This window comes from Niveibacterium sp. COAC-50 (assembly GCF_013184235.1).
Classification (GTDB): domain Bacteria; phylum Pseudomonadota; class Gammaproteobacteria; order Burkholderiales; family Rhodocyclaceae; genus Niveibacterium; species Niveibacterium microcysteis.
This window is the reverse complement of record NZ_JABCJM010000001.1, coordinates 1145853-1163780: the sequence shown is the minus strand read 5'-3', so window position 1 is coordinate 1163780 and position 17928 is coordinate 1145853. Positions and strand designations below refer to the sequence as shown.

Genomic DNA, 17928 nt, shown 5'->3' with positions numbered 1-17928 from the left:
CAATTTTTACAGTAACGGGCCGGGCATATTTCCCAGTTGTGACAAATTCTTTGCAAACAAAGCGATGCGTGAATTTGTCACGTTCGGGCACGCTTCCTGCTGTCGTGGCAGTTGCGCCCATAAGGCGCCATCAACCCGACAACAGGAGCACCTAAGAATGACTTCAAGCAAGCTGTTCCGTGCGATTGCAGCAATTGGTTTCGGCGCTGCCGCCTCAATGGCCTCCGCCGTTCCGATGTCCATCACGCCGAGCATCACCCCGCTGATCGCATCGGGCGCGCCGCCCGACAGCCCCGCCGCGCGCGTCGACCCCAACGAGCCGACCTCGCCGTTCTCCGGTGTCGTCAGCATCAACATCCGCTATAGCAACGGTGACAGCTTCATCTGTTCGGGTGCCATGATCGACCGCTGGCATGCGGTATCGGCCGGCCACTGCGTTGACTCCAACGGCAATGGGTCGCTGATCAACATCAATCAGCCCGGAAACGATGTTCGCGTCGTGTTCAATGCGACGAGTGCGCCCGGCAGCGCCGGTCGCGCTGTGATCACGGCCAACAAGGTCGATATGCACCCGGATTACGCTGGCTTTGGCAATTGCCCGTCGGGCGTGCCTGGCTTCTGCGTGAACGACGATATCGCGATCATCCGCTTGTCCTCCCCTGCGCCTGACGAAGCGAAGACCTACAAGATCTACCGCGGCCCGGTCAGCGAAGGCACCCAGTTCACGATGGTCGGCTACGGCACCAGCGGTGACGGATGGGACGGCTACTATGTCAGCCCGGCGTTCCGCGTGAAGCGCAGCGGCAAGAACGTGTTCGACTTCGCAGAAACGAATGACGAAGCTGGCTTCAGCGCCGGTAGCTCGAAAGAAGTCTGGTACGCCGACTTTGACGGCACGCTGCGCGACGGCACCACGGTGGACACCTTCTGTGATCCGTCGGTGCTCGGCGTCGCGGTGTGTGGCGCCAGCCTCGGCAACGACATTGAAGCCAACATCGGTGGCGGAGATTCGGGCGGCCCGTCCTTCGTGCTGGTGGACGGCGAGTACCAACTCGTCGCCAACAACACCTTCGGCTTCGCGATGGGGTATTCGCCGAAGGGCGGTTTCGGCGACGGCATGGGCGGCATCCTGCTTGACTCCTACCGCAGCTGGATCGACAGCACCGCGGTACCGGAACCGGGCTCGCTCGCGCTGGCGGCCCTGGGTCTGGCTGGACTTGCCGGAGCGCGTCGCCGTCGTCGCGGCTGATTCGCTCTTCCGCAAAAAGAAAACGCCCCGAAAGGGGCGTTTTCTTTTCCGACACGCGAAAGCGGCCGATTCGATCAGGCCGCCTCAACGAGACGGATGATCGCCATCGAAATGTTGTCGCCGGTGCCCCGCCCACGTGCCCGGGCTGTGTCAATCAACCCACGCGCGGCCTGACGCGCTGGCTCATGGCAAACCGATCGCGCAAGCTCCTGGTCGCTGCAATGCCCCCAGAGACCGTCAGAGCAGAGCAGGAATCCGTCTCCCGCCTTGAGCCCCTCGACGCTGCACACTTCAATTTTCGGCTCGCGGTCGGCGCCCAGGCAAGAAAGCAGCAGATTGCGATGCGGATACGTCTCAGCATCCGCCTCCGATATCTGGCCGGTACGAACCAGCTCCGCCACCAGTGAATGGTCGTTGCTGCGAAGCGCGACCCCACCATCGCGGAAGTGATAGATGCGGGAGTCACCGCAATGGGCCCAATGCACCTTGCCGGGCTGCATCAGCAGCACGCACGCAGTGCTATGCGGGTCCTGTTCGCTGGTGAAGCGCGTGAGCTTGATGACAACGTGCGCCTCTTCGATGATCGCCCGCAGCAGTTCTTCCGGCGATTCAGAGGCGGGCGAATAGGCTTCGAAGTTCTGCTTGGCCTTGATGACGACCTGCTCGGCAGCCATCGCGCCGCCCGTGTGCCCGCCCATTCCGTCCGCGAGCACCGCAAGCAGCATGCCGGGGCGCGAAGGATGCGGGAACAGGCCCACGCGGTCCTGCTGCTCCTTCCGGTCCCCTTGGTGCATCGCAACGACAGTATCGATAGTCAGGGCCACGTTTTTATCGCTATTAACACTTATGACAATTCTAGCGGTGTTTGTAGGCCACCGATAGCCTGATTCGGGAACACCATCGCCGCCACACTGATTGGCTCAGCGTTCCAGAACATGGAAATGCTCGATCACCTGCTCGCACAGCTCGTTCATCTCATTGGCGCTGATCTCGAGCCGCTCAAGCAGCAAGCCTTCGTCGTACTCACCACTAGGCTCCGTCAGATCCATTTCGCGCGCATAGAGGTGCATGGATAACTGGAGAATACCCACCAGCATACTCGTCGGCCGCGAAGGGATACATCCCCCTTCATGGTGAAAGCGTACCGCCTGAGCCACAAAATCAGGAAGGCGCCAGTGGCGCGCAAGCAGGAAGCCGATCACGGCGTGGTCACACGAGAAGGCTCGGTCCTCGGTCCGGATGTCGGCCCACTTGTTCACATACCCCTCAATGCCCGTGGTTCGGCAATAGGCCGGAAACCGTTGCATCAGGATCGGAACGCCGCAGTCATGGAACATGCCCGCCAAGTAGGCCTGTTCGCCACTGACGCGTCTTGCACCGGGAAGGTGGGCAGCGATCAGCATCGCCAATTGGGCAATTGCGGTCGATCGCGCCCAAAAGCGCGCGAGGACCCGCGCATCGCCGGCCATCGCGCGCTGCACGCACAGCGCCTGGGCCAGGGCCAAGGTGCGCGGCAAACCGAGCAATAGAACGACCTGCTCCACCGTTTGCGGCGGCGAAGGGCGTGCGAACAGCGGCGAACGGGCCATGCGATAAAGCCCGGCAGTGAGCGCTGCGTCGCTGGCTATGACCTCCGACACATCCCTCATCTCGGGATTTTCGGTCAGAGCCAGCATTTGCAGCGCCTGCAAGGCGGCCGGCTGCGGCGGCAACTGCAAGCCACGCGCAAGCAACGCTTCGGGCTCGTCTTCCGCGGAGACAGTGAGTCCAACTGTGGTCATTCGGGGGTTAACGGCCCCAAGCAACGCAAGTTGAGCAAATTGCGCGGTCAGGTGCTCAAGGCTTCGTCCAGCCACTCGATCCAGTGTCGTACTGGCACGTCAGCCGCGCTCCCCAAGTGCGCGATACAACCAACATTTGCGCTGGCAATACCCACCGGCTTACCCGCTGCGAGCGCTGCGAGCTTGTTATCGCGAAGACTGGCGGCAATTTCAGGTTGGAGCAGCGAATACGAACCGGCCGAGCCGCAACAGAGATGTGCATCCGCAACTGGTGTCAGTTCGTAGCCGGCGCGCTGCAGCAATCCCTCCACCACGCCCCGGATCTGCAGGCCGTGCTGCAACGTGCAGGGTGAATGAAAGGCAATTGCACCTCGACCGCCCAACGCCCGCTTGACCAGGCATTCGTCCGACGCATGGGTCTCCCGCGCGATCAGTTCGGCAATGTCGAGCGTCTGCGCAACGACCTTTCCAGCTTGCGCAAGCATTGGTGCGTCGTCGCGGAACAGATGTCGATATTCGCGAACGAAACTACCGCAGCCCGAGGCCGTGATCACCACGCCCTCTACCTCGCCACGCTCAAGGGCCGGCTGCCATTGCTGAAGCAGACGCGATGCATCCTCTCGCCCGCCTTCATGGTCATTCAGATGACTACGCAGGGCACCGCAACAACCATCACGCCTGACTTCGATCAGCGAAATACCAATGCGATCCAACACTCGCGCGGCGGCGGCATTGACGTCCGGAGTCAGCGCGGGCTGCGCACAGCCCCCCAGCACCAACCACTTCCGGGCATGCCGTGGGCTTGGCCAGACGCCGCGCGGCCGCGATGGCGCGAGTTTTGCCGCGAACGCGGACGGCATCAGCGGGCGCAGCGCCCGGGCCACGCGATAGGCGGCGCCGAAAACAGCCGGTTGCGAAATCGTGTTCGCCAGCAACCAGCGCTTTACCTGCTGCGGCGCCGACCTGGGAGGCGCGAGGTTCTCGGCCCATTTGCGCCCAATATCCACCAAGCGGCCGTACTCCACGCCAGACGGACACGTCGTTTCGCAGGAGCGGCATGTCAGGCATCGATCGAGGTGCAGCTGCGTTCGGGCCGACACCGCCTCCCCCTCCAGCATCTGTTTGATCAGGTAGATGCGGCCGCGTGGGCTGTCGAGTTCGTCGCCCAAAAGTTGAAACGTCGGGCAGGTCGCAGTGCAAAAGCCGCAATGCACGCACTTGCGCAGAATGGCATCCGCCTCTGCGCCGTCTGCGGTGTCACGGATGAAATCAGCCAGCTTGGTCTGCATGACGGCCTCACCAGTCGGGGTACATGCGTGCACGGTTGAAAACGCCAGCCGGATCAAAGGCCGCCTTCAGCCGACGATGCAATCCAAGCAAGGCGGGGCTCAAGCGACCGAAAGGCACATCGCAGGACGCACCTTCGCCAGCCCGAAAGCACATTGCGCTGCCGTGCTGGCGGGCCACGTGTTCGGCCAGTGCCGCCCCCTCCTCCACTGGCGTACGCAGCCACCGCAAGGCGCCACCCCATTCGATCAGGCCCACGTCGGCGGCGCCAATCGTTTCCTCGCAACTCGGAACAGACAGTCGCCACAGCGGGCGGCTACCCGCGAAGAAAGGATGCATCTGTTCGCGCAGTGCGCGCCAGAACGCCTGCTGCGCGGCCGGCTCTAAAACCTCACCGCCGATCTTCTTGATGGCGGCCCCAACGGCCGATGCAGCGCCCGACAAGCGCACATGCAGCAAACCGTCCACCCAGCAGCTTGCGGACAACGGGAGCGGTTGCCCGCCCCACCGGTTCAGGCTGCGCAAGGCGTCCGCCTGGGTCATCGACAGCCGCACGGTGCGCTCAGCGGCTGGCAGAGGCATCACCTTCAGCGACACGTCCAGCAGCAGCCCCAAAGTGCCCATGGCGCCAGCCATCAGTCGCGATACATCGTAGCCGGCCACGTTCTTCATCACCTGGCCACCAAATCGCAGAATGTCGCCACGACCGTCCATCAAGGTGACGCCGAGCAGATGATCACGCACCGCACCGGCGCTGGCGCGGCGCGGGCCGGACAAGCCTGCGGCTACCATCCCACCGACCGTCGCCGGGCCAAAATGGGGCGGTTCGAAGGCGAGCATCTGCCCCCGCTCCGCGAGGACCGCTTCCAGCTCGGCGAGCGGTGTTCCGGACCGCACGGTGACCACCAATTCCGTTGGTTCGTAGCTCCGAATGCCACTCCACACGCGCGTATCGAGGAGCTCACCCATCGGCGAGCGGCCGAGAAAGCGCTTGCTTCCGCCTCCCTGCAGTACCAAGGCTTGCCCGCTGGCCGCCGCGCGGCGCACGCGCGCCTGCCAGTCCGCGAGAACCGGGTCCAATGGGGCGGCCATCAGAAGCGCTCCAATTCGGGGTACGGCAAGTTGCCGCCTTGCACATGCTGGCGGCCGCCCTCTGCGCAGCGGTTAAGGGTTGGGATCGCCTTACCTGGGTTCAACAAACCAGCCGGATCAAAGGCCGCCTTCACGCGATGGAACATGCGCAACTCGTTCTCGCCGAACTGAACACACATCTGGTCGATCTTCTCGACGCCCACGCCATGCTCGCCCGTGATCGAACCGCCCAAGGCGACCGATCGTTCGAGGATCTCCGCGCCGAATGCTTCAGCACGCGCCTGTTCGCCCGGTGCAGCTGCATCAAACAGGATCAACGGATGCAGGTTGCCGTCGCCAGCATGGAACACGTTGATGCAACGTAGCGCATAGCGGCGCTCCATCTCGGCAATCGCGTTGAGCATTTCGCCAAGCCGCTTGCGCGGAATCGTGCCGTCCATGCAGTAGTAGTCGGGCGAGATGCGGCCCGCAGCGGGAAAGGCGGCCTTGCGCCCCGCCCAGAACCGCAGACGCTCGGCCTCATCCCGCGAGATCCGGATCTCGCCAGCGCCGGCCCGCTGCAACACCTCGCTGACCCGAGCCACCTCCTCCGCCACTTCCTCGGGAGTGCCATCACACTCCACAAGCAGGATCGCAGCCGCGTCGAGCGGATAGCCAGCATGGACAAAATCCTCAACCGCCGCCGTGGCCGCCTGGTCCATCATCTCAAGGCCGGCGGGGATGATGCCCGCGGCGATGATCTCGGCGACAGCCTCCCCTGCAACCACGACGTCCGAGAACGCCGCCAACACGCATCGTGCGAGCTGCGGTGTTGGCAATAAGCGCACCGACACTTCGGTCGTCACGGCAAGCATCCCCTCGGAACCCGTCAGCAGTGCAAGCAGGTCATAGCCCGGTGAGTCGAGCGCGTGGCTGCCAAACTCGACCACGTCGCCCGCCATCGTTACGCCCCTGACTCGTAGCACGTTATGCACGGTCAGGCCGTACTTCAGGCAATGCACGCCACCTGCGTTTTCTGCGACGTTGCCGCCAATCGTGCATGCGATCTGCGAGCTTGGGTCCGGCGCGTAGTAGAGCCCGTACCGCGCTGCCGCCTCCGATATGGCCTTGTTACGCACGCCGGGCTGGACGACGGCAATCCGCGCAACGGGATCAACGCGAACAATCTTGCGAGACTTCGCCATCGCCAGCAGCACGCCGAACGCATGCGGCATTGCGCCACCCGACAGGCTCGTGCCAGCCCCCCGCGCCACCACCGGCACCCCCATACGCTGGCAAATCTTGAGGATCTCAACAACCTGCGCCTCCGTCTCCGGCAGGGCAACCAGCATCGGCACCTGTCGCATCGCGGCCAAGCCGTCGCACTCCCAGGGTCGCAAGTCTTCCAGTTCACTCAGCAGACAAGTCGGCGGCAACACGGCGGCCAGCTCCTGAAGTACGGCGTTTCGGTCCACGCCAGACCAATCGGGCTCAACCTGACCTGGTGCAAGGTTGTCGATACGCATTGTGGCCGTCCCTTGTGAGTGCAGTGCTGAAGCATGTGGCACGGAATCTGGGCGGGATATCGTTGGGCGTCCGTGACACCGCCTGCTCTTGGATTCGAGGCCAGGTAATCTTGACCCTTCGCAGCACCTCACAGCTTCGCCGCGGCCGCGACTGATTAAAGGAGATTGGCAATACGAGGTGCTAGGGGGCGCGCGTCGCCTCGGAGTAGAGGGCGACCCACGCGCCTCCTAAGATTCGTCTTTACGCGTCCGAAGACGCGGTCAGCGCTTCACGATCACAAGCCCCTTCTGGGCCGAGAAATAGGCTGCCAGATCGGCGACATCCTCTTTCGAGAGCGGCGCCGCCATGCCCATCATGATCGGGTTCTTGCGTTTGCCGGCCTTGTAGTCGGTCAGCGCGCGCACGATGTAGTCCTCATGCTGCCCAGCCAGCTTCGGAAAATCCGGCGAGGCGGAGTTGCCGTCAGCGCCGTGGCAAGCCGCACAGACGGTGGACTTCTCCTTGCCCTTCACTGCGTCACCCGCTTGGGCGAGCGGCATGGTCAGCAGCGCAAGAAGCGCCAGCGGCAGAATCTTCATGTCGGCCCTCCTCATTTCTGTGCTCCGAAATGGGCTGCAATGTCGGCCATGTCCTGCTCCGACAAGGGCGCGACCTGCCCAGTCATCGTCGGATGGCTACGCTCGCCGTTCTTGTACTCCTGCAGTGCACGTAGGATGTATTCCGGATGCTGCCCACCCAGCTTGGGGACGTGATAGACGCTCGGAAAAGTGGTTTTGTAGTCCGGAATACCGTGGCAACCAAGGCACATCGCAACCTTCTTGCGACCGGCTTCGGGATTGCCCTGTACCGCGAGGGCTGCGCCGCTGGCGAACAGCAACGCAATGACCAACAGCCCCTTCATTCTTTTCATGAGTCCCCTCTGATGGTGTGGATTGGGAGGCGTTGAAGCGAACCGATTCTATGTCGCGGTGTTTTCGGGCGTCAAAGCACCTTTTGGAGACCCTGCCTTGAGCAGGGTCAATGCGCATGTTTGTTGCGCAGGCAGACGTTGCGCCGCATGATGCCGACTCTGTCTTACGCCTTAGCCAAATCATGAGCCTTCGATTCCAGGGATCCGATCAGTACGTCGCCACCGCAGACCTGATGCTGGCAGTCAACGCCGCGATTCAGCTTCAGCGCCCGCTGCTGATCAAAGGTGAGCCGGGCACCGGCAAGACGATGCTCGCTGAAGAAGTCGCCAGCGCGCTGGGCCTGCCGCTGTATCAATGGCACATCAAATCCACCACCAAGGCCCAGCAGGGTTTGTACGAGTACGACGCGGTATCACGCCTGCGCGACTCGCAACTCGGCGACGACCGCGTCAAGGACATTGGCAACTACATCGTCCAGGGCGTGCTGTGGAAAGCCTTTACGCATGACGCGCCGTCGGTGGTGCTGATCGACGAGATCGACAAGGCCGACATCGAATTCCCGAACGATCTGCTGCGCGAACTCGACCGCATGGAATTCCATGTTTACGAGACCCAGCAGACGATACGCGCGCGCCACCGGCCCATCCTGTTCATCACCTCCAATAACGAAAAGGAACTGCCGGACGCGTTCTTGCGCCGCTGCTTCTTCCACTACATCAAGTTTCCGGACAAGGAAACGATGGAAAAGATCATCGGTGTGCACTTCCCCGATATCCACGAAAAGCTGCTGCGCGCCGCCCTCGAAGTATTCTTCGAGTTGCGCGAGGTACCGGGGCTTAAGAAGAAACCGACCACGTCCGAGTTGCTGGACTGGCTGCGCCTCCTGGCCGCCGAGGAGATCCCGGCCGAGAGCCTACGTGCTGCGGGCAACAAGCCGGTGGTACCACCGTTGGCCGGCGCACTGCTGAAGAACGAGCAGGACATCGCGCTGTTCGAGCGTCTCGTCGCGATGGCCAAGCACAACCGCTGAACGGCACAGCACGCATCTGCCATGCTGACCGATTTCTTCCTTCACTTGAAGGCGAGCCAGATCCCGGTCTCCACGAAGGAGTTCCTGACGCTGCTCGAAGCACTGCAGGCGGGCGTGATCGGGCCGAGCATCGATGACTTCTACATCCTCGCCCGCGCGACGCTGGTCAAGGACGAGAGTCACTACGACAAGTTCGACCGCGCCTTCGGCAGCTTCTTTAAAGGCATTACGGAACTCCCGGGCCTCGAAGCCGACATCCCCGAAGACTGGCTGCGGCGAGCGGTGCAACGCATGCTCAGCCCTGAGGAGAAGGCGCGCCTCGAGAAGCTTGGCTGGGACAAGCTGATGGAGGAATTCAAGCAGCGCCTGCAGGAGCAGAAAGAGCACCACGCCGGTGGCAACAAGTGGATAGGCACCGGCGGCAGCTCGCCCTTCGGGGCGCACGGCTATCACCCTGAAGGGATTCGCGTTGGCCCGGAATCCGCTGGCAACCGCACGGCAGTCAAGGTGTGGGATCAGCGGCAGTACCGGAACCTCGACGATTCGGTTGAACTCGGCACGCGCAACATCAAGGTGGCGCTACGCCGCCTGCGCCGCTTTGCGCGCGAGGGCGCACAAGACGAACTGGATCTCGACGGCACGATCGCCGCCACGGCGCGCAACGCCGGCTGGCTTGATCTGAAAATGCGGCCCGAGCGCCACAACGCGGTCAAGGTGCTGATGTTCTTCGACGTCGGCGGCTCCATGGACGACCACATCAAGGTCTGCGAAGAACTCTTCTCGGCGGTACGCGGCGAGTTCAAGCACCTTGAGTACTTCTACTTCCACAACTGCGTCTACGAATCGGTATGGCGAGACAACCAGCGCCGCTTCGCGACCAAGCGCCCATTGCAGGATGTTCTGCACACCTACGGGCCGGACTACAAACTGATCTTCGTTGGCGACGCGACGATGAGCCCTTACGAGATCATGGTGCCCGGAGGCTCCGTCGAACATTTCAACGAAGAGCCTGGCGCAGAATGGCTGCGGCGCCTGCTCGACGCTTATCCGAGCGCCTGCTGGATCAACCCACAACCCGAGCAAACCTGGCCCTATCGCCAGTCGATCACGCTGATCCGGCAGATCATGGCCGAGCGCATGTTCCCATTGACCATCGAGGGCCTTGAGCGCGCGATGCGCCAGCTCTCACGCAAAACTTGATTCGCACAATGAACCCTATATTCGTCGACCTGCTCGGGTATCTCGCCGCGACGCTCACCACCGTCGCGTTTGTGCCGCAGGCCTGGTTGACCTGGAAGACCCGCTCCGCACATGGCGTGTCGCTGGGCATGTACAGCGTCTTCATCTGCGGCATCGTGGCATGGCTGGTCTACGGTCTGCTGATCGGCGCCTGGCCGGTCGTCATCGCCAACGCGATCACGCTGCTACTGGCGGCCTTCATCCTTTCGATGAAGCTTCGATTCGGTTAAACCCTGCGCACAACAAGGCGCTATCATCGGCGCACCATCCGGTGGAGCCGTGATTCATGCGTTCACTCGTTCGCCTGCCGCACAGCCTTGTCGCGCTACTGATCCTGCTGCTAATGCCGATCCTGGCATTGGCCGCCGAGAAGCCGCCGCAGCCGGAAGAAGCCAATCTTGTCGTGGCCAATCGGCATATCGCCACCTTCCGGGCCGAGTTCGGTGGCGCCACGCCGCGCGCTCGCGCCGAGCGCGCCGCGCGCCGGATCGAACTCGCCAGCGAAGCAGTAAAACCGCTCAAGACCAACACCGTCAGCTACAGCCTTGACGGCAAGTCCGGCATCGCAATCCGAGCCGGCGACCAGATCCTGTTCGCGCTGGTCCCCGCGGACCTCGAAGCCGACGCCGGACTCACCCTGGAGGCTACCGCCGCGAAGGCGGCCGAAGAGGCGCAGCGGGTTCTCGACGCGTATCACGAGCAAGCAGACGTGAAGGGCATCGTGCGTGGCGTGCTGCTCACGCTCCTCGCCACCGCAATCGCCATCGGCCTGCTCTGGGCCCTGCTGCGCGCCGGGCGGCGTGTCACCGAAAGCGTGCAACAACGCATCGAACGCAAACTCGCGGCGACCGCTGGCGTCGGTTGGGCCCGCTACACCTACGGTATTGTGTTGCGCGTAGCGCAGGTGATCCTCATCGCGCTGGCTCTGGTGCTGATCGATGTCTGGCTGACCTTCGTACTCAAGCAGTTCCCGATCACAGAACCGCTCGGCGACCATCTGATCGACTACCTGTTCCGCTACACCGGGCATTTTGGCGATGCCTTGCTGGGCGCCCTGCCCGGTCTGGTCGCGGTGGCGATCATCATCGTGATTGCCCAGGCGGTCGCAGGCATGGTTCGCAGCATCTTCGACGCGGCGCAGTCGGGCAACCTCAGCCTCCCCGGCGTGCATCCGGAAACCGCATCGGCCACCCGGCGCATCGTGGTCGGCGGCGTCTGGGCGTTCGCCTTTGCACTCGCCTATCCGTATATCCCAGGTTCCAGCACCGATGTCTTCAAAGGCGTCAGTGTGCTGCTGGGCTTCCTGTTCACGCTGGGTTCGGCTGGCGTCATGAGCCAGCTGATGGGGGGGCTGGTGCTCACCTATGCACGCGCACTGCGGATCGGCGACTACGTAAAGATCGGAGAGATCGAGGGGGTCGTGCGCGAGTTGAGCACGCTGTCGGTCAAGATCGTGAATATCCGTAATGAGGAAATCACGATCCCGAACGCAGTTCTGCTCGGCAGTGCGATCTACAACTACTCCCGCCGCGCTGACTCGCAAGGCACGATGCTGTCGACCAAAGTAACCATCGGCTACGACGCCCCGTGGCGGCAAGTCCATGCGCTGCTGATCGAAGCCGCACGGCGCGTGCCAGCGATCCGCAAAACCCCGGACCCAACGGTCTATCAGCGCGCCTTGAACGACTTCTACGTCGAATACGAGTTGTTCTGCCAGATTCACGAGGCGCAACAACGCGTGCCGGTGCTCTCGGCCCTGCATGCCTCGATCCAGGACTGTTTCAATGAATACGGCGTGCAGATCATGTCGCCGCACTTCTTCGAACAGCCTGCACAGCCGGTCCTGTCGCCAAAGTCGCAATGGCACGCCCCACCAGCCACGCCGGCGGATTCCGAGCGGCCGCGCTCCTAGCGCGCGGCGGCGTTCCAGCCGGCCAACATTCAGCCGGGCGCTCTACGTAGAACTACGGAAGGCTGCAAGGGCAGCTTTACGTACAATGCCGAGGTCATTTTCGCGCGATGGATAGGCTATCGCGCGATTTCCTTTTGTGGACCACAAGTCCGCTTTCGCCAAGGCTTCTACCCATGCAAAAGCTGATTCCGGGCGCGGCATTGGGCGTGGCGCTATGCGCCGTTTCCACCGCGTTGTATGCCCAGTCGAGCAATATCGACACCCTCGAAAAGATCCGCCAGACACGCACGATCACCATCGGTAACCGCGAAGCGGCAAGACCCTTCTCGTTCCTCAACGAGCAGAAACAGCCGGTCGGATACTCGATCGACCTCTGCCTCAAGGCGGTCGACCAGATCAAGAAAGACCTCAAACTGCCCGACCTGAAGGTGCAGTACGTCACCGTCAGTGGCGCAGAGCGCATCCCGAAGCTGCTCGATGGATCGATCGACCTGGAATGCGGCTCAACCACCAACACCAAAGCCCGCCAGGAAAAGGTCGAGTTCAGCTACACGATTTTCGTGGCCGGCATGAAGCTGCTGACCCGCACGAATTCGGGCGTGGCAAGCCACACCTCGCTGGCCGGCAAGCCGGTGGCGCTGTCGAAGGGCACCACGTCGGAGAAGCTGTTCACACAGTTGCGCGACTCGGAAATCAGCACGATGAAGCTGATGCAGTTCCCGAATAACGTTGACGCGATCAAGGCACTCGAATCCGGCACAGTTGCCGCCTTCCCGCAGGACGATGTGCTGCTCAGCGGCCTTCTCAGTACCCGCCCGGACGCTTCGCGCTATACGTTGGTGGGGGACTACCTGTCGGTGGAGCCGTACGCGATCATGATGCGCAAAGGTGACGAACGCCTGCAGGCCGAAGTCGACAAGGCACTCAAGCAAATCTACGCAAGCGGCGAGATCAACGGCATCTACGAGCGCTGGTTCAACACCGACACGCTGAAGCTGCCGATGTCGCGCCTGTTGCGCGATTCGATCATGCGGCCGAGCAAGGAACCGGGCATCGCGCGGGTGCTTGGCTACTCGCTTTAAGGCGCAGCCTGCAAACAAAACGCCCCGGCATACTGCTGTGCCGGGGCGTTTTCATTTGAGCCTTACTGACGTTCAGCCCAGCATCAACTGGTTGATACGCTTGACGAAGCCAGCCGGATCCTCAAGCGTGCCGCCTTCAGCCAACAGCGCCTGATCCAGCAATACGCTCGCCCAATCGTCGAAACGATCGGTGCCGGCCTTGAGCTTCAGCAGCACCTGATGCTTCGGGTTCACTTCGAGAATCGGCTTGGAACTCGGCACATCCTGACCAGCCGCCTTGAGCAGGCGCGCAAGGTTGGTGCCCATGTCGTTCTCGTCCGCTACCACGCAGGCAGGGCTATCGGTGAGTCGGTGCGTGATCCGCACTTCCTTGACCCGATCGCCCAGCGCCGTCTTGATCTTTTCGAGCACATCCTTGAAGTCGCCGGCCTCGGCCTCGGCGGCCTTCTTCTCTTCCTCATCTTCCAGCGTGCCGAGGTCAAGATCGCCGCGCGCGACCGACACCACTTGCTTGCCTTCGAACTCGTGCAGGTGGCTCACCAGCCATTCATCCACGCGCTCGGCCAGCAGCAGCACCTCGACGCCCTTCTTGCGGAAGATCTCAAGGTGCGGGCTGTTCTTCGCGGCGGTGAAGGTATCGGCCGTGACGTAGTAGATCTTGTCCTGGCCTTCCTTCATGCGCGCGACATAGTCGGTCAGTGAAACCGTCTGCTCCGGCGTGTCGGCATGGGTCGTCGCAAAACGCAGCAGTTTGGCGATGCGCTCCTTGTTGGCGAAGTCCTCGCCCACGCCTTCCTTCAGCACCTTGCCGAACTCGCCCCAGAACTTGGCGTACTTGTCCTTGTCGTTCTCGGCCAGATCCTCGAGCAACGAGAGCACCTTCTTCGCGCAACCGGCGCGGATGGTGTCGATATCCTTGCTTTCCTGAAGGATCTCGCGCGACACGTTCAGCGGCAGGTCGTTCGAATCGACCACCCCGCGCACGAAGCGCAGGTAGAACGGCAGCAGCTTCTCGGCGTCGTCCATGATGAAAACGCGGCGCACGTAGAGCTTGAGGCCGTGCTTTACATTGCGATCCCACATGTCGAACGGCGCATGGCTCGGTACGTAGAGCAACTGGGTGTACTCGTGGCGGCCTTCCACCTTGGCATGCGACCAGGCCAGCGGTTCTTCATGGTCGTGCGCGACGTGCTTGAAGAATTCCTTGTACTGCTCGTCGGTGATATCGGACTTCGAACGGGCCCACAGCGCCGAGGCCTGGTTGACCGTCTCTTCCTCATCACGCAGGACCTGCTCGCCCTTCTCCTGGTCCCACTCTTCCTTGCGCATGCGGATCGGTTGCGCGATGTGGTCGGAGTACTTGCGGATGATCGAGCGCAGGCGCCAACCGGACAGCAGATCGTCCTGATCCGCGCGCAGGTGCAGGATGATTTCGGTGCCACGCACCTCACGCTCGATCGGCTCGATCGTGTAGGCGCCGGCGGTATCGCCAGTCATCGAGCATTCCCACTTCACCGCCTCATTGGCCGGCAGGCCGGCGCGGCGGGTCAGCACCGTCACTTTGTCCGCCACGATGAAGGCCGAGTAGAAGCCGACACCGAACTGGCCGATCAGGTGAGCGTCTTTCTGCTGGTCGCCGGTCAGACGGGAGAAAAACTCCTTGGTGCCCGATTTGGCGATCGTGCCAAGGTGAGCGATCACCTCTTCACGGCTCATGCCGATGCCGTTGTCGGAAATCGTCAGCGTCCGCGCCGCCTTGTCGAAGCCCACACCAATCGCCAGCTCGCCGGCACCCTCAAGCAGGTGCGGGTGATCCAAGGCCTCGAAGCGCAGCTTGTCGCAGGCGTCCGACGCATTGGAAATCAGCTCGCGCAGGAAGATCTCGCGGTTGGAATACAGCGAATGAATCATCAGGTGCAGCAGCTGTTTCACTTCTGCCTGGAAGTTAAGGGTCTCGCCCTTGGGTGCCGCTGCGGTCTGTGCCTCACTCATGGATTTCTCCTAGGTCTCGATTAACATGCACGATATGCGTCCGACCCATCCGGATTTCAAGCGTGTCCGATAGCACTGCACAGGCCCACGACGACGACCTGGCCGACACGCAGCTCGCTCTGCCCCGCCGCCCACGCAGCTTGCGGCGGGTCGCCCTGTCCATCGTGGGGACTTACATCCTGCTCGCCGCCGTCATCGTGAGCGGCGCCGCAGTGCTGATCGCCCGCGATCGCGACCAGGAAACCCATCGCGCCGAGGCCGAACTCAGCAGCCTTGCACGCGCCCTCGAAGAGCACGTCGCACGAAGCTTCGGCCAGATGGATACGGTGCTCGATGCGCTGGGCAAACAGGTGGGCGAAAACGGGGGGCCGGAACGCTTCGGCGAGCGGGCGCTGTATGAGCTCACCAGCGAATGGCTGCTGCGCGTTCCGCAGGCGGCGATCGTCTCGGCCTATTCACGCGACGGCGCCCTGCTGTCGGCGACCTATCAGTATCCGCTGACCAGGCACTCGCCTTTGCCCGCAGCGGTTACGCAACGGCTGGCGGCCAACGCCAACGCCGCAATGCAGATTGGCGCCCCGATTCGCGCACCGGACTCCGGACGCTGGTTGATTCCGCTGACACGCCGTATCAATCGCGGCGACGGCAGCCTGGCCGGTTTCCTGACCGCCGCGCTCAGCACCTCGTATTTCGAGTTCTTCTACCAGGACATTCGTCTGACGCGCGACGACGCCATCAGCGTGCTGACCAGCGACGGCACACTGCTGGTCCGCTATCCGGCCAACGACGCGCAAATCGGCGTCGACTTCTCACGCAATCCGGCGATGGTTCGCCCCGCCACGCACGCCACCCGCGTCGTCGAACGCATCTCGTGGATCGACAGCCAGCCGCGCATCATTGCCGCGCGTGGCCTCGATAACTACCCGCTGATCGTGCAGGTGAGCCGGCCGCGCCAGACCGCGTTGCGTAGCTTCTATGCCAACACCGAACGTATCGTCTGGGGCTGCACTCTTTTGTGCGGCTTGCTCGCGGTGCTGGCTTGGGTGGTTTTTGAGGATGTGCGCCGGCGCGAACGCGCTCGCCGCACGCTTCATCGGCTGGCTCAGTCTCTGGAGGCACGCGTCAAGGAACGCACCGCGGAGCTGGAAAGCTCCAACCGCGAACTGCTCGCCTTCAGCTACTCGGTGTCGCACGACCTGCGGGCACCGCTACGCGCGATCAACGGCTTCTCGCATGCGCTGCTCGAAGACTACGCGCCGCAACTGGATGCCACCGGCCGCGATTACCTTCAGCGCGTGGCCCGTGCCAGCGTGCGAATGGGCGAACTGATCGACGAGTTGCTCAAGCTCGCCAACGTGGCGCGCCAACCCCTCGACATCCGCACCGTCGATCTAAGCGCCTTGGCGGCGGACATTGCCGCCGATCTGAAAAGCGGCAGCCCGGCACGCGCAGCGCGCTTCGAGATTCAACCCGGCATGCTCGCCGACGCTGACGAACCGCTGCTGCGGAATGTGCTGGGTAATCTGCTCGATAACGCCTGGAAGTTCACCCGCGATCGCGAGGAAGCGCTGATTCGCGTCAGCTGCACCGAGGAGGAAGGCGGGCAGCGCTTCGCGGTGTCGGACAACGGGGTCGGTTTCGACATGGTGTATGCCGGACGTCTGTTCCAGCCTTTCCAGCAACTGCATGGCGGCCAAGGCTATGCAGGCACCGGCATCGGTTTGGCCTCCGCCCGGCGAATCATCGAACGCCATGGCGGCAAGATGCACGCGGATTCCATGCCCGGCGAAGGCACCACGGTGTACTTCACGCTGCCACGCCGCGCAGCGGTTGTGCGCAAGCGGCGCAACCCTCAGTCGTAGCGGATTTCCAGAACCTCGATTTCGCGCCAACCGGCCGGGCTCGCAAAGCGCACGCTGTCGCCCTCCCGCGCCTTGAGCAACGCGCGAGCAATCGGCGCAATCCACGATACGCGGCCGCTGCTGGCGTCCGCCTCGTCAACGCCGACGATCTGGAAGGTCTGCGACTCGCCATCCTCGACATCACACACGGTAACCGTGGCACCGAAGAACACCTGATCCATCCCCCCCTGCTCAGCCGGATCGACCACGGTGGCACTCTCAAGCCGCTTGATCAAAAAGCGGATGCGACGATCAATCTCGCGCAGCCGCTTCTTGCCATAGATGTAGTCGCCGTTCTCAGAGCGATCGCCGTTACTGGCCGCCCAGGACACGATCTGCACGACCTCGGGCCGCGTCACCTTCAACAGGGTGTCGAGCTCGTCCTTGAGCGCAAGGAAGCCCCGCCGCGTCATGTAGTTGCGCGTGCCTGCAGGGAGCGACAGTGAAGCGGGCAGCTCCTCGTCGTCGTCCTGATCGGTTTCTTTAGTGAATGCCTTGCTCATGGGAGAAATGCGCGACTTGCCAAGCCGCGAATTCTACCAAGCCCGCTGCGCCACTCAGTGGCGAATCGCGGGATGCGTCATCAGGGCATCGAAGTGCTCGATGAATTCAGCGATCAGCTCGCCGTCCTCATCGTCGTCTTCGATTGCCTCGGCCAATTCACGCTTGAAGCGTTCGGCCGCCGCGTCGGTCATGAACACACCACGGCCCTTGCGCTTGTTGATGACCTCGATGCCGTTTTGGGCGGGGTAAGCCACCACATACAGAAACGGGTTGTTGAACATAACGTGCATGACCGCCTCCTTCCGCGAAGCGCGGGATCAGAATCCCTCAAGGGCCCGATAACCGAACCCTTGGCACTACTTGGGGGAAGGCCCCCCGCATTTCAACGCCGTACTGCTGCCGGTTGTCATTTCCACCGGCGCCCACTAGGATGCACTTAGGT

17 protein-coding genes are annotated in these 17928 nt (G+C 62.6%); 7 read left to right on the top strand and 10 right to left on the bottom strand.

What is annotated here, in order from left to right:
* The first annotated feature begins 157 nt into the window (after positions 1–157).
* Positions 158–1249 (top strand): trypsin-like serine protease, encoded by a 1092-nt coding sequence (locus HH302_RS05225; RefSeq protein ID WP_172199135.1) that lies wholly within the window; start codon positions 158–160, stop codon positions 1247–1249.
* Positions 1250–1323: 74 nt separating this feature from the next.
* Here HH302_RS05225 and HH302_RS05220 read toward each other — a convergent pair whose 3' ends face one another.
* The 7 genes from HH302_RS05220 to HH302_RS05190 form a co-directional block, all read right to left on the bottom strand.
* On the bottom strand, positions 1324–2073 hold the full coding sequence (locus HH302_RS05220) for a PP2C family serine/threonine-protein phosphatase (RefSeq protein ID WP_172199132.1): 750 nt from the start codon (positions 2071–2073) through the stop codon (positions 1324–1326).
* A 96-nt stretch (positions 2074–2169) separates the two neighbouring features.
* Positions 2170–3030 (bottom strand): HDOD domain-containing protein, encoded by an 861-nt coding sequence (locus tag HH302_RS05215; RefSeq protein WP_172199129.1) that lies wholly within the window; start codon positions 3028–3030, stop codon positions 2170–2172.
* 47 nt (positions 3031–3077) lie between these two features.
* Entirely contained in the window at positions 3078–4319 is a 1242-nt protein-coding gene (gene glcF, locus HH302_RS05210; protein ID WP_172199126.1) for a glycolate oxidase subunit GlcF, read from the bottom strand.
* A 7-nt stretch (positions 4320–4326) separates the two neighbouring features.
* Positions 4327–5409, bottom strand: coding sequence for a glycolate oxidase subunit GlcE (gene glcE, locus HH302_RS05205; protein ID WP_172199123.1), 1083 nt, complete (start codon positions 5407–5409; stop codon positions 4327–4329).
* Positions 5409–6914 carry an FAD-linked oxidase C-terminal domain-containing protein gene (locus tag HH302_RS05200; protein WP_172199120.1) on the bottom strand — a complete coding sequence of 502 codons (1506 nt, stop codon included), beginning with the start codon at positions 6912–6914 and terminating at the stop codon, positions 5409–5411. The genes glcE and HH302_RS05200 overlap by 1 nt, the downstream gene beginning before the upstream one ends.
* 261 nt (positions 6915–7175) lie before the next feature.
* Positions 7176–7493 (bottom strand): cytochrome c, encoded by a 318-nt coding sequence (locus tag HH302_RS05195; RefSeq protein WP_206252771.1) that lies wholly within the window; start codon positions 7491–7493, stop codon positions 7176–7178.
* A gap of 11 nt (positions 7494–7504) precedes the next feature.
* Entirely contained in the window at positions 7505–7825 is a 321-nt protein-coding gene (locus HH302_RS05190; RefSeq protein ID WP_172199114.1) for a cytochrome c, read from the bottom strand.
* A gap of 179 nt (positions 7826–8004) precedes the next feature.
* On the opposite strand from HH302_RS05190, the gene HH302_RS05185 reads away from it, so the two are divergent.
* The 5 genes from HH302_RS05185 (at position 8005) to HH302_RS05165 (ending at position 13089) form a co-directional block, all read left to right on the top strand.
* The gene (locus tag HH302_RS05185) at positions 8005–8856 is read left to right on the top strand and encodes an AAA family ATPase (RefSeq protein WP_371814615.1); all 852 of its coding nucleotides are present in this window, start codon (positions 8005–8007) and stop codon (positions 8854–8856) included.
* Between the two features lie 21 nt (positions 8857–8877).
* The gene (locus HH302_RS05180; protein ID WP_172199108.1) at positions 8878–10056 is read left to right on the top strand and encodes a VWA domain-containing protein; all 1179 of its coding nucleotides are present in this window, start codon (positions 8878–8880) and stop codon (positions 10054–10056) included.
* Between the two features lie 8 nt (positions 10057–10064).
* Positions 10065–10325 carry a SemiSWEET transporter gene (locus tag HH302_RS05175; RefSeq protein ID WP_172199105.1) on the top strand — a complete coding sequence of 87 codons (261 nt, stop codon included), beginning with the start codon at positions 10065–10067 and terminating at the stop codon, positions 10323–10325.
* A gap of 56 nt (positions 10326–10381) precedes the next feature.
* A complete protein-coding gene (locus HH302_RS05170) occupies positions 10382–12007 on the top strand; it encodes a mechanosensitive ion channel family protein (RefSeq protein WP_172199102.1) in 1626 nt (541 codons plus the stop codon).
* 173 nt (positions 12008–12180) lie between these two features.
* The gene (locus tag HH302_RS05165) at positions 12181–13089 is read left to right on the top strand and encodes an amino acid ABC transporter substrate-binding protein (protein WP_172199099.1); all 909 of its coding nucleotides are present in this window, start codon (positions 12181–12183) and stop codon (positions 13087–13089) included.
* A gap of 72 nt (positions 13090–13161) precedes the next feature.
* Here HH302_RS05165 and htpG read toward each other — a convergent pair whose 3' ends face one another.
* On the bottom strand, positions 13162–15081 hold the full coding sequence (gene htpG / locus HH302_RS05160; protein ID WP_172199096.1) for a molecular chaperone HtpG: 1920 nt from the start codon (positions 15079–15081) through the stop codon (positions 13162–13164).
* Between the two features lie 62 nt (positions 15082–15143).
* Here htpG and HH302_RS22705 point away from each other — a divergent pair, with 62 nt between their 5' ends.
* Positions 15144–16943 carry an ATP-binding protein gene (locus HH302_RS22705; RefSeq protein ID WP_172199092.1) on the top strand — a complete coding sequence of 600 codons (1800 nt, stop codon included), beginning with the start codon at positions 15144–15146 and terminating at the stop codon, positions 16941–16943.
* On the opposite strand, the gene greB is transcribed toward HH302_RS22705, so the two are convergent.
* Together greB and HH302_RS05145 are read right to left on the bottom strand one after the other, a co-directional pair.
* Positions 16934–17485, bottom strand: coding sequence for a transcription elongation factor GreB (greB, locus tag HH302_RS05150; RefSeq protein ID WP_172199089.1), 552 nt, complete (start codon positions 17483–17485; stop codon positions 16934–16936). The genes HH302_RS22705 and greB overlap by 10 nt on opposite strands.
* A 54-nt stretch (positions 17486–17539) precedes the next feature.
* Positions 17540–17776, bottom strand: coding sequence for a DUF3567 family protein (locus HH302_RS05145; protein ID WP_172199086.1), 237 nt, complete (start codon positions 17774–17776; stop codon positions 17540–17542).
* Positions 17777–17928: the final 152 nt, after the last annotated feature.

Bases quoted from the DNA above. Each gene is read 5' to 3' on its own strand.
- HH302_RS05225 (WP_172199135.1), top strand. From the start codon at position 158: ATGACTTCAAGCAAGCTGTTCCGTGCGATTGCAGCAATTGGTTTCGGC.
- HH302_RS05215 (WP_172199129.1), bottom strand. From the start codon at position 3,030: ATGACCACAGTTGGACTCACTGTCTCCGCGGAAGACGAGCCCGAAGCG.
- glcF (WP_172199126.1), bottom strand. From the start codon at position 4,319: ATGCAGACCAAGCTGGCTGATTTCATCCGTGACACCGCAGACGGCGCA.
- glcE (WP_172199123.1), bottom strand. From the start codon at position 5,409: ATGGCCGCCCCATTGGACCCGGTTCTCGCGGACTGGCAGGCGCGCGTG.
- HH302_RS05200 (WP_172199120.1), bottom strand. From the start codon at position 6,914: ATGCGTATCGACAACCTTGCACCAGGTCAGGTTGAGCCCGATTGGTCT.
- HH302_RS05195 (WP_206252771.1), bottom strand. From the start codon at position 7,493: ATGAAGATTCTGCCGCTGGCGCTTCTTGCGCTGCTGACCATGCCGCTC.
- HH302_RS05190 (WP_172199114.1), bottom strand. From the start codon at position 7,825: ATGAAAAGAATGAAGGGGCTGTTGGTCATTGCGTTGCTGTTCGCCAGC.
- HH302_RS05180 (WP_172199108.1), top strand. From the start codon at position 8,878: ATGCTGACCGATTTCTTCCTTCACTTGAAGGCGAGCCAGATCCCGGTC.
- HH302_RS05175 (WP_172199105.1), top strand. From the start codon at position 10,065: ATGAACCCTATATTCGTCGACCTGCTCGGGTATCTCGCCGCGACGCTC.
- HH302_RS05170 (WP_172199102.1), top strand. From the start codon at position 10,382: ATGCGTTCACTCGTTCGCCTGCCGCACAGCCTTGTCGCGCTACTGATC.
- HH302_RS05165 (WP_172199099.1), top strand. From the start codon at position 12,181: ATGCAAAAGCTGATTCCGGGCGCGGCATTGGGCGTGGCGCTATGCGCC.
- htpG (WP_172199096.1), bottom strand. From the start codon at position 15,081: ATGAGTGAGGCACAGACCGCAGCGGCACCCAAGGGCGAGACCCTTAAC.
- greB (WP_172199089.1), bottom strand. From the start codon at position 17,485: ATGAGCAAGGCATTCACTAAAGAAACCGATCAGGACGACGACGAGGAG.
- HH302_RS05145 (WP_172199086.1), bottom strand. From the start codon at position 17,776: ATGCACGTTATGTTCAACAACCCGTTTCTGTATGTGGTGGCTTACCCC.